Genomic DNA, 10,732 nt, shown 5'->3' with positions numbered 1-10,732 from the left:
AGCGCTCACTCGGTTTTCGTTCCCAGCACCTCCGGTGGACGGCGCGCGCGACCGTCGAAGCACGCCCGGAACAACAGGACCGACCGCGACCGTACGGGCACGGGCGCGCCCGCCCGCCGCCGTTCGCCCGGCCCCTCCGCCTGCTCCTCCAGGGCGGTGTTGACGAGGAGTTCGTAGCCGTCCGCCCACGGCGGCCCCGGCAGCGTGAAGGACACGGGCCCGGAACCGGCGTGCAGGACCGCGAGGAAGCTGTCGTCGGTGACGGGATCGCCCGCGGGGCCGCGCCGGGGGATGTCGCGGCCGGAGAGGTACATCCCCAGGGTCGCCGCCGGCGCGTACCAGTCGGCCTCCGTCATCTCCGTGCCCCGCGCCGTGAACCAGGCCAGGTCCCGCAGCCCGTCCGCGCTCCGCGGACGGCCGGAGAAGAAGGAGCGGCTGCGCAGTACGGGGTGGGCGCGGCGCAGCGTCAGGAGCCGCCCGGCCAGATCCGTCAGCGCCCGCCAGCCGGGGTCCTCCAGCAGCGACCAGTCGAGCCAACTGGTCGCGTCGTCCTGGCAGTAGGCGTTGTTGTTGCCGCCCTGGGTGCGGCCCATCTCGTCGCCCGCGACCAGCATCGGCACACCCGTGGACAGCAGCAGGGTCGTCAGCAGATTGCGCAGCTGCCGCCGTCGCAGGGCCAGGACGGACGCGTCGTCGGTCTCGCCCTCGGCGCCGCAGTTCCAGGAGCGGTTGTCGCCCGTGCCGTCGCGGTTGCCCTCGCCGTTGGCCTCGTTGTGCTTCTGCTCGTAGCTGACCAGGTCCCGCAGGGTGAAGCCGTCGTGCGCGGTCACGAAGTTGACCGAGGCGTAGGGGCGGCGGCCGCCCCACGCGTAGAGGTCGCTGGAGCCGGAGAGGCGGTAGCCGAGGTCCCGTACGTCCGGCAGGGCGCCCCGCCAGAAGTCGCGCACGGCGTCGCGGTAGCGGTCGTTCCACTCCGTCCACAGGGGAGGGAAGGCGCCCACCTGATAGCCGCCCGAGCCCACGTCCCACGGCTCGGCGATGAGCTTGACCCGCCGCAGCACCGGGTCCTGGGCGATGACGGCGAGGAAGGGGGAGAGCATATCGACGTCGTGCATGGACCGGGCCAGCGCCGCCGCCAGGTCGAAGCGGAAGCCGTCGACACCCATCTCCTGCACCCAGTAGCGCAGGGAGTCGGTGATCAGCCGCAGGACGTTCGGCTGCACCACGTGCAGGGTGTTGCCGCAGCCGGTGTAGTCGGCGTAGCGGCGGGCGTCGCCCTGGAGGCGGTAGTAACGGCGGTTGTCGATGCCGCGCAGCGACAGCGTCGGGCCCAGCTCGCCGCCCTCCGCGGTGTGGTTGTAGACGACGTCGAGGATGACCTCGATGCCGGCCGCGTGCAGGGCGCGCACCATCCGCTTGAACTCGCCCACCTGCCGGCCCCGCGTGCCGGTGGCGGCGTAGGCGGCGTGCGGGGCGAAGTATCCGATGGAGTTGTAGCCCCAGTAGTTGCGCAGTCCGCGCCGCAGCAGGTGGTCCTCGTGCGCGAACTGATGGACCGGCAGCAGCTCCACGGCGGTCACCCCGAGCCGCGTCAGGTGTTCGACGGCCGCCGGGTGCGCCAGCCCCGCGTAGGTGCCGCGCAGGTGCTCCGGTATGCCGGGGTGGCGCATGGTGAAGCCGCGTACGTGCAGTTCGTAGATGACTGTGTCGGGCCAGGGCGTCTTCGGGCGGTGGTCGTCCGCCCAGTCGTCGCCGTCCGCGACGACCACCCCCTTGGGGACGTACGGGGCCGAGTCGCGCTCGTCGCGGACGGTGTCGGCGATGTGCTGCTGGGGCCAGTCCCGTACGTGCCCGTACACCTCGGGCGGCAGCGTGAAGTCGCCGTCGACCGCGCGGGCGTACGGGTCGAGGAGGAGCTTGGAGGGGTTCCAGCGGGCGCCGGTCCACGGGTCCCAGCGGCCGTGGACGCGATAGCCGTAGCGCTGCCCCGGCAGCACGCCGGGCACGAAGCCGTGCCATATCTCGTGCGTCAGCTCGGTCAGGAGGTGACGGGTCTCCCGCTCGGCCGGCCCGGCGCCGTCGGATTCCCCGGGGACGTCCTCGAAGAGGCACAGCTCGACGGCCTCCGCCCCGCCGGCCCACAGCGCGAAGTTCGTCCCCGCGACCCCTTCGGCGCCCTCCTTGAAGCGGGCGCCGAGTGGCTCCGGGCTGCCCGGCCAGACCGCGGCGGTGCCCGGTTCCTCCTCCCTCGCCAGCCGGTGGCCGTTGACGGTGACGGGGGCGGCGCCCGCCGCGGCGGGCCGGGCCGGCCCGGGCCCGAACCTTTCGCCCTGCCCCGCCTCTTGCTCGGGTGCGCTCGACACGTGTTCGCCTCCGGCGGCTCTCGTCCGGCGCGCCGGGCCCCCGGCTTCCCGTGCCGGGCGCCGGCGGTGCGTCCTTCCCCCACTTCTGCCCAGATCGGCGCGTGCGCTCACACAGGTGATCGGGTGCGGTCGATGGGCGCGAAGGCCCACCGACCTCGGCCGGACCCGGCGACACGACGGGCTTCTGGCCGGTTTAAGATGCCCCTCTTCGGCCACAGGCCACACACCATGCGCACGACTCGTACCACCGTTCTCATTTGGGACTCAACGGTGACATTCCCGGGGTCTGCGCTGTCCGTGGCATGTGGTTATCTATCGCCACAGCGCGGGTGTCGCGCTCAATGGGGGCGCCGCGTGGCCGCGGGCCGTGCGAGGGGAGACGACCGTTGTGAACGCGCAGCCGATATCGAGAGGGCGCACCGGGCGCACCGGAGGGAAGAGCCTCCTGGCGCTGCTCCTCGGAGCGCTGTTGCTGCTGGTCACCGCCTGTGGGGGCGGGGACGACGACGGCAAGAAGGGCGGCGGGCCGGTCGACGACGGGAAGCCCTCGCAGGCGGCCGTGAAGATCGCGCCCGATGACGGTGCCACCAAAGTCGCGACGAGCGGCGCCCTGAAGGTCACCGCCGAGAACGGCAGCCTGACCTCCGTCAAGGTCGCCGACGCCAAGGGCAACACGGTGGAGGGCGAGATAACCGACGGCGGTTCGGCCTGGCAGCCGTCCCGCCACCTCGCCGCCTCCACCAAGTACACGGTGGACGCCCTGGCCAAGGACAAGAAGGGCCGGAAGTCCGCCAAGCACGCGAGCTTCACGACACTCACCCCCGAGAACACCTTCGTTGGCTACTTCACGCCCGAGGACGGCGAGACCGTCGGCGTGGGAATGCCCGTATCGCTCACTTTCAGCCGCGGCATCGAGGACCCCAAGGCCGTCGAGCGCGCGGTCAAGGTGACCGCCGAGCCGTCCGTGCCGGTCAAGGGCCACTGGTTCGGCAACGACCGCCTCGACTTCCGGCCCGAGAAGTACTGGGCCCCCGGCACCAAGGTGACGGTCCAGCTCAACCTCGACGGCGTCCAGGGCCAGAAGGGCGTGTACGGCACGCAGACCAAGACCGTGAAGTTCACCGTCGGCCGCAGCCAGGTGAGCACCGTCGACGCCGCGAGCCACCAGATGTCCGTCGTGCGCGACGGCAAGCCCCTCAAGACCGTGCCGATCTCGGCCGGTGGCCCGGGCCACTCCACGTACAACGGCCAGATGGTCATCAGCGAGAAGCACGACGTGACGCGGATGGACGGCCGCACGGTCGGCTTCGGCGGCGAGTACGACATCAAGGACGTGCCGCACGCCATGCGCCTGTCCACCTCCGGCACCTTCCTGCACGGCAACTACTGGTCGGGTGAGTCCACCTTCGGTTCGGAGAACGTCAGCCACGGCTGCGTGGGCCTGTTCGACCAGCGCGGCGGCGGCGACCCGTCCACGCCGGCCGCCTGGTTCTTCGCCAACTCCCTCGTCGGCGACGTCGTGATCGTGAAGAACTCCGAGGACAAGACGATCCAGCCGGACAACGGCCTCAACGGCTGGAACATGTCCTGGTCCGAGTGGACCGCCGGGAACTGACGCCTCCTCCGGCTCTCCGGCCCCGGCCGAAGGCGAACGGCCCGGCGCACTGTGACGCAGTGCACCGGGCCGTTGTCCGTTAACCGGTACTAACCTGCTGTCATGACTGTGCATCTTGAGGTCGCCGAGGGCGTCGGAACCATCCGCCTGGACCGTCCGCCGATGAACGCGCTCGACATCGCCACCCAGGACCGGATCCGCGAGCTCGCCGAGGAGGCGACCCGCCGCGAGGATGTCCGGGCCGTCGTCATCTGGGGCGGCGAGAAGGTCTTCGCGGCCGGCGCGGACATCAAGGAGATGCGGGACATGGACCACGCCGCCATGGTGGCGCGGTCCCGGGGCCTCCAGGACTCGTTCACCGCCGTCGCGCGGATCCCCAAGCCCGTCGTCGCCGCCGTCACCGGCTACGCGCTGGGCGGCGGCTGCGAGCTCGCGCTCTGCGCCGACTTCCGGATCGCGGCCGACAACGCCAAGCTCGGCCAGCCGGAGATCCTGCTCGGCCTGATCCCGGGCGCGGGCGGCACCCAGCGCCTGGCCCGGCTCGTCGGGCCGTCCAGGGCGAAGGACCTCATCTTCACCGGCCGCCAGGTCAGGGCCGAGGAGGCGCTGTCCCTGGGCCTCGTCGACCGGGTCGTGCCGGCCGCGGAGGTGTACGAGCAGGCGCACGCCTGGGCGGCGAAGCTCGCCGCCGGTCCCGCGCTCGCCCTGCGCGCCGCCAAGGAGTCGGTGGACACCGGTCTGGAGACCGATATCGACACCGGTCTCGCCATCGAACGCAACTGGTTCGCGGGCCTGTTCGCGACCGAGGACCGGGAGATCGGCATGCGCAGTTTCGTCGAGGACGGGCCCGGCAAGGCCAAGTTCGTCTGAATGTCGGTGGGTTGACGCCGAAATGCCCGGTGGGCCGACGGAGCGGCCGGTTCCGCGACCGCTGTGGATTGCCTCTTGTGGGGGAATTCCGCGGCGTGCGCGCAACCCTCGGAGGCGCCCGTCGGCCCAGCTCGGGCGATCTTTCACCGGCGTATGGTCACCGCAGGTCAGTATCGGTTTTTCGGGGAACCGCCTGCCCATGGCATATGTCGGCGAGGCCCCTTGGAGGGGGCGATTCCGGTATATCGAATCCCCTCGTTCCAGCCCGTGGCGTCTTTACGGCGGCCATGATGGGGTGCATGGCGGGCCTGGAAGGAACGGAGCATCCGCGACAGCGGGGTGGCACGGCCGCTGTCCGGTGGACGCCGTCCGTAGAGGATGAACTGGCGCTCAAGGCGCTCGACCTGTTCGGCGACCCCACGCTCGCCGAAGTCCGGCTGCCCTCCCGCCCCGAGTCGGCCGTGGCCGCGCGCCGGCTGACCCAGTCGGTGGTCCTGCGCCACTGGGGCCTGTCCGCCCAACTGGCCGAGCACGCGGTGCTGCTGGTCTCCGAGCTCGTCGGCAACGCCGTCCGGCACACCGGGGCGAGGTTCTTCGGCCTGCGGATGCGGCGGCGTCGCGGCTGGCTGCGGATCGAGGTCCGCGATCCTTCCCGCGGACTGCCGTGCCTGATGCCCGTGCGCGAGCTCGACACCAGCGGGCGCGGACTCTTCCTGGTGGACAAGCTCTCCGACCGGTGGGGCGTGGACCTGCTGGCGCGGGGCAAGACGACCTGGTTCGAGATGAGGGTCGCCGACCGCTGAGGACGGCCCGGCCCCACGGGTGAAACGAAGAGGCCCCCATGCGTCGGAATGCGACGGCCGGGGGCCTCTTCGGGTCCGCCGCGGAGAAATGGGGTGTGTTCCGCGGCGGATGTGGACGACCTGGCCCGGGTCAATGGGGGTCGTGGCGTCGACTATGGCAGACGGGGTGGGTTCACGCCAAAGCAACTATCAGGGCAGAGTCGGGCAAGTCGGGAAAGTTGCCTCGCCAATCCAAGGTGAGATGCAACACCCGCCTTGCATTCCATGAATGAACCGACGGTATCTCTTATTTCTATGCGGAGGTCGCGCCGGTGCTTGCGGGGCGGGTCCGGGTGCAGTGTCATGTCCCTGCCGCAGTCGCCGGTGAGTGACCCTGCACCCGGGAGCCCCCCATGGAAAACACGGAGAACCCAGAGAACACAGAGAACGCGGAGCGCGCGCAAAGAGCGGGAGGCGCGGCGGGTGCCTCGACGTCCGGCCGGTATCCGCCCACCCACTGGATACCGGCGGACGGCGCCAACTTCACGGTCTCCGGCCGACCGGACGCGTACCCCGTCGGCCTGGTCGTCGTCCATGTGACCCAGGAGACCTTTCATGACGCCATGAGGATTTTCCAGGATCCCCGGGCGAAGGTCTCGGCGCACTATATGGTCGCCTCCTCCGACGGCTATATCGGGCAGTTCGTACGAGAAAAGGACATCGCCTGGCACGCCGGGAACTGGGACTACAACACCCGCAGCATCGGTATCGAGCACGAGGGCTGGATCGACCGCCCCGAATACCTCACGGACGCGCTCTACCGCTCCTCCGCCCGGCTGACCGCCGCCGTCTGCGACCGCTACGGCATTCCCAAGGACCGTGGACACATCATCGGCCATGCCGAAGTCCCCGGATCCACGCATACCGACCCCGGTCCGCACTGGAACTGGGACCGCTATATCCGCCTCGTCAACGGCGGCCGCTAATCTGTGCCGGTCACACCAGCACACAAAGGGGAGGCCGACATGGCCGATATCGAAACGCGCAAGGCCGAGGCGCGAGAGGCTTTCGAGCGGCTCGACGCGGACGGCGACGGCCTGATCACCGCTGCCGAGTACAAGAGCGTGATGGCTCAGCTCGGCGACTTCAACGTCACCGAGACCGTGGCCCAGGCCATCATCAACAAGAAGGACGGCAACGGCGACGGCGTGCTGTCCTTCGACGAGTTCTGGGCCTCCCTCAACGGCTGACCCGGCCACCGGCACGGCACCGGGTCAGCGCCAGCCACGGCGCTGCGCGCTGGCCCGCCGCCGCCGGTCGTTGCACAGCAGGCACCGCCCCCAGCCGGGCGGAAGAGGATCCTCCTTGTCGCCGTACAGCGGATCGACGGCGCCCCGCGGATGCTCCGCGCAGCCCGTCGCGGCCGTACTGGCCCCCAGGGCGCTCGCCGCGGACAGCGCCCTGCGCAGGGCGTCCACGAGCTGATCGGCCTCATGGGCCGCCGGCGCGGCGTCGAGAGAGAAGGCGATGTCCGAGGCGGTATTGAGCGCGCTCTGGAGTTCGCGCAGGTCTGCGTAACTCATGCTCGTGAGCGTAACGGCCACCACTGACAACGCCGCCCCGCGCTGCGATAGCGTCGGCGGCATGCCCGAGGCCCAGTACATCGCCGTGATGACGACGACCGACAGCGAGGAGCGGGCGCGGCTCCTGGCCACGACCGCCATCGACCGGCGGCTCGCCGCCTGTGCGCAGATCGACGGGCCCGTCACCAGCCTCTATCACTGGCAGGGCAAGGTCGAGAGCGACACCGAGTGGCGCGTGCTCTACAAGACCACCGCCGCCCGCTACCCCGAGCTGGAGGCCCACATCAAGGGCCGGCACGACTACGCCACCCCGGAGATCATCGCCACCCCCATCACGGCGGGCAGCGACGAATACCTCGCGTGGCTGGGCAGGGAGACGAGCGCGGGCGCCTGAGCCCGGGCCGCCCCGCCTAGGCGGGGTCGATCCGCCACTTCCGCGCCGGGGAGACCGTGGCGGCGCCCGGGCAAGTGCGGACGCCTTCGCCCATGGCGTCACGGGACGGGCCGGAGCGGCGGGCGTCCTGTTCCCACAGCCGGCCGTCGGCCTCCGAGACGATCTTCCGGCGGTCGGCGCCGGCGGCGGGCTCGGCGCGGAACCGCTGGAGGGGCGCGTCGGCGTCGCAGAGCGCCGTCACCAGCAGCGGGCCCTGACGGTCGATGCAGCGGTAGGGCTCGGCCACCGAGGTGTACTGGTGGGTGATCGAGCTGTATCTCCAGGACTGCCGGGCTGTCAGGTCGCCGCCGCACGGCTGGAGCGCCACGAGCCACGGCCGCCGCGCGCCCCGGGGGTCGTGGTACGTGGACTCCTGCGCCGTGAGGCAGCCGCCGTACGCGCTGTTGTGAATCCGCAGCGCGGTGGCGGGGGCGGGGGTGTCCGCGGTGGCGGCCGGGGCCGTCAGGGCGAGGGTGGCGGTGACGGCGCCGAGGATCGCGGCGGTGGCGCGGGCGGGCTGGCCCATGGCGGTGCTCCTCGTGGTGTGGGCACGGAACGTGCGCGGCACGGAAAGAGGGAGCCGACATTACTTTTGGCGGTCAACCAATGACACGGCGTTTCCGGACACGTGATCTCCGTAATGCGTGGGGAGCGTCTGCGCCAAGTGGGATAGTGTCGCCCTAATTTGATCAAGTGGTAATAAAGGACACTAAAAACTTTGAAGGCGATGCGGAAGTACGTCGTGGCGGTCGCGGGGGCGGCCGTGCTCATGGGTCTGACGGCGTGCGGGAGTGACAGCAAGGGCGCGGAAGCGGCGAGTTCGGCCTCCGCGGGCTCGGCCAAGGGTGGCGGCAAGGGCAGTGCCGCCAAGGAGGCCGACCCGGCCACCGTGCTCAAGGCGGCCGTGCGCAAGGGCATGGAGCAGAACACGTTCCGCTCCAAGGGCACGGAGAAGGACGAGACGGGCGACTCCACGAGCGAGAACATCATCCAGCGCAAGCCCGATGCCAGCGACATGAGGGGCAAGGGCCCCAAGACGGACACCGCCCCCGACGGCATCAGCCACGTCCTCACGAAGGACAACGTGATGTACGTGGAGGACCCCACCCTGATCCCGGGCAAGAAGTGGTTGAAGCTCGACCTCAACGGCGCGCCCGACCCGGGCATCGAGGAGCCCTTCACCCGCCTCGTCGGCGCCCTCGCCACGGCCAAGGACGTCAGGAAGGTCGGTGACGAGACGGTGGGCGGTCGCCGCGCCGGCCACTACCGCGGCACCGTCGTCGTCGCCGAACTGGCCGGCTATGAGGGCGACCTGCTGAAGAAGGCGGACCGCGACGACTTCGTCAAGACCCACAAGGAGCACGGCCTGGAGAAGGTCGACCTCGGCGTGTGGATCGACCAGGACGGCCTGACCCTCAAGACGTCGGTGTCCGGCAAGGGCTCCAAGGGCGAATACCGCTCGACCTGGGAGTACTCGGACTACGGCTTCGCCCCGAAGATCGAGGCGCCCCCGGCCAAGGAGGTCGCCTCCACACTGGAGGCCGGCGACGCGCTCAACGCCCGCAAGAAGGGCTGACGAGCTCCAGGACGGCCCGGCGGTCCCCGCCGGGCCCCCCGATCAGCACTCGATGACGTTGACCGCGAGGCCGCCGCGCGCCGTCTCCTTGTACTTGACCTTCATGTCCGCGCCCGTCTCCTTCATGGTCTTGATGACCTTGTCGAGGGAGACGTGGTGGCGGCCGTCGCCGCGCAGGGCCATGCGGGCGGCGGTGACGGCCTTGGCGGCGGCCATGCCGTTGCGCTCGATGCACGGGATCTGCACCAGTCCGCCCACCGGGTCGCAGGTGAGGCCGAGGTTGTGCTCCATGCCGATCTCGGCGGCGTTCTCGACCTGCTCCGGGCTGCCGCCGAGGACCTCGGCCAGGCCGCCGGCCGCCATGGAGCAGGCGGAGCCGACCTCGCCCTGGCAGCCGACCTCGGCGCCGGAGATCGAGGCGTTCTCCTTGAAGAGCATGCCGATGGCGCCCGCGGCGAGGAGGAAGCGGACGATGCCGTCCTCGTCCGCGCCGGGGACGAAGTTGATGTAGTAGTGCAGGACGGCCGGGATGATGCCCGCGGCACCGTTGGTGGGAGCGGTCACCACGCGGCCGCCGGCGGCGTTCTCCTCGTTGACCGCCATGGCGTAGAGGGTGATCCACTCCATCGCGCGGGCCTGCGGGTCGCCCTCGGCGCGCAGCTGGCGGGCGGAGTTGGCGGCGCGGCGGCGGACCTTGAGGCCGCCCGGCAGGATGCCCTCGCGGGACATGCCGCGGGCCACGCACGCCTGCATCACGCGCCAGATCTCCAGGAGCCCCTCGCGGATCTCCTCCTCCGTGCGCCACGCCTTCTCGTTCTCCAGCATCAGGCCGGAGATCGAGATGCCCGTCTCGCGGGAGATGCGCAGCAGCTCGTCGCCCGTGCGGAAGGGGTACTTCAGCACGGTGTCGTCGAGGACGATCCGGTCCTCGCCGACCGCGTCCTCGTCGACGACGAAGCCGCCGCCGACGGAGTAGTACGTCTTCTCCAGCAGGGGCGCGCCCGTCTCGTCGTACGCGAAGAGTGTCATGCCGTTGGCGTGGTACGGCAGGGAGCGGCGGCGGTGCAGGATCAGCTGGGTCGGCTCGTCGAAGTCGATCTCGTGGTCCGAGCCTATCTCCGCGCCGAGCAGTCGCAGCCGCTTGGTGCGGCGGATGCGCTCGACCTCGGCGTCGGCCAGCTCGACGTCCACGGTGCGCGGCGAGTGCCCCTCCAGGCCCAGCAGGACGGCCTTGGGGGTGCCGTGGCCGTGGCCGGTGGCGCCCAGGGAGCCGAAGAGCTCGGCGCGCACGGAGGTGGTGTGGGCCAGCAGGCCCTCGTTCTTCAGGCGGCGCGTGAACATCAGCGCGGCCCGCATCGGGCCGACCGTGTGGGAGCTGGACGGGCCTATGCCGATCGAGAAGAGATCGAATACGGAGATGGCCACGGTGGCTGCTCCCTCGGGTCGGTGGTACATGGGTGGTGCGGGTCGTACAGGGGGTGGTGCGCCGACACGGTGCGGGGCACCGGGC

Annotated in this window: 11 protein-coding genes; 7 read left to right on the top strand and 4 right to left on the bottom strand. The window is 70.7% G+C overall.

Annotation, left to right across the window (positions count from 1 at the left end; translation table 11 throughout):
* Positions 1 to 5: 5 nt before the first annotated feature.
* The gene (glgX, locus tag ACZ303_RS10450; protein WP_467337164.1) at positions 6 to 2,363 is read right to left on the bottom strand and encodes a glycogen debranching protein GlgX; all 2,358 of its coding nucleotides are present in this window, start codon (positions 2,361 to 2,363) and stop codon (positions 6 to 8) included.
* Between the two features lie 388 nt (positions 2,364 to 2,751).
* Here glgX and ACZ303_RS10445 point away from each other — a divergent pair, with 388 nt between their 5' ends.
* The 5 genes from ACZ303_RS10445 to ACZ303_RS10425 all read left to right on the top strand — a co-directional run bounded on the left by ACZ303_RS10445 (position 2,752) and on the right by ACZ303_RS10425 (position 6,880).
* Positions 2,752 to 3,978 (top strand): L,D-transpeptidase, encoded by a 1,227-nt coding sequence (locus ACZ303_RS10445; RefSeq protein ID WP_467337162.1) that lies wholly within the window; start codon positions 2,752 to 2,754, stop codon positions 3,976 to 3,978.
* 102 nt (positions 3,979 to 4,080) lie between these two features.
* Entirely contained in the window at positions 4,081 to 4,848 is a 768-nt protein-coding gene (locus ACZ303_RS10440) for an enoyl-CoA hydratase/isomerase family protein (RefSeq protein ID WP_467337160.1), read from the top strand.
* 299 nt (positions 4,849 to 5,147) lie between these two features.
* Complete coding sequence (locus ACZ303_RS10435) at positions 5,148 to 5,651, top strand: ATP-binding protein (protein ID WP_467337158.1); 504 nt, start codon at positions 5,148 to 5,150, stop codon at positions 5,649 to 5,651.
* 392 nt (positions 5,652 to 6,043) lie between these two features.
* Positions 6,044 to 6,616 (top strand): N-acetylmuramoyl-L-alanine amidase, encoded by a 573-nt coding sequence (locus ACZ303_RS10430; RefSeq protein WP_467337156.1) that lies wholly within the window; start codon positions 6,044 to 6,046, stop codon positions 6,614 to 6,616.
* A 39-nt stretch (positions 6,617 to 6,655) separates the two neighbouring features.
* The gene (locus ACZ303_RS10425; protein WP_467337154.1) at positions 6,656 to 6,880 is read left to right on the top strand and encodes an EF-hand domain-containing protein; all 225 of its coding nucleotides are present in this window, start codon (positions 6,656 to 6,658) and stop codon (positions 6,878 to 6,880) included.
* A gap of 24 nt (positions 6,881 to 6,904) precedes the next feature.
* Here ACZ303_RS10425 and ACZ303_RS10420 read toward each other — a convergent pair whose 3' ends face one another.
* A complete protein-coding gene (locus ACZ303_RS10420; protein ID WP_467337152.1) occupies positions 6,905 to 7,213 on the bottom strand; it encodes a hypothetical protein in 309 nt (102 codons plus the stop codon).
* A gap of 61 nt (positions 7,214 to 7,274) precedes the next feature.
* Between ACZ303_RS10420 and cutA the strand changes: the two genes are divergently transcribed.
* Complete coding sequence (gene cutA / locus ACZ303_RS10415; protein WP_467337150.1) at positions 7,275 to 7,607, top strand: divalent-cation tolerance protein CutA; 333 nt, start codon at positions 7,275 to 7,277, stop codon at positions 7,605 to 7,607.
* A gap of 16 nt (positions 7,608 to 7,623) precedes the next feature.
* Here cutA and ACZ303_RS10410 read toward each other — a convergent pair whose 3' ends face one another.
* Complete coding sequence (locus ACZ303_RS10410) at positions 7,624 to 8,172, bottom strand: hypothetical protein (protein ID WP_467337148.1); 549 nt, start codon at positions 8,170 to 8,172, stop codon at positions 7,624 to 7,626.
* A 201-nt stretch (positions 8,173 to 8,373) separates the two neighbouring features.
* Between ACZ303_RS10410 and ACZ303_RS10405 the strand changes: the two genes are divergently transcribed.
* Positions 8,374 to 9,222, top strand: coding sequence for an SCO4651 family lipoprotein (locus tag ACZ303_RS10405; RefSeq protein ID WP_467337464.1), 849 nt, complete (start codon positions 8,374 to 8,376; stop codon positions 9,220 to 9,222).
* Positions 9,223 to 9,264: 42 nt separating this feature from the next.
* On the opposite strand, the gene ACZ303_RS10400 is transcribed toward ACZ303_RS10405, so the two are convergent.
* Entirely contained in the window at positions 9,265 to 10,647 is a 1,383-nt protein-coding gene (locus ACZ303_RS10400) for an L-serine ammonia-lyase (protein WP_467337146.1), read from the bottom strand.
* Positions 10,648 to 10,732: the final 85 nt, after the last annotated feature.

It is taken from the genome of Streptomyces sp. NPDC023527, from assembly GCF_055560115.1.
Note: the sequence above shows the minus strand (reverse complement) of the source record. Positions and strands in the feature narration are given on the sequence as shown.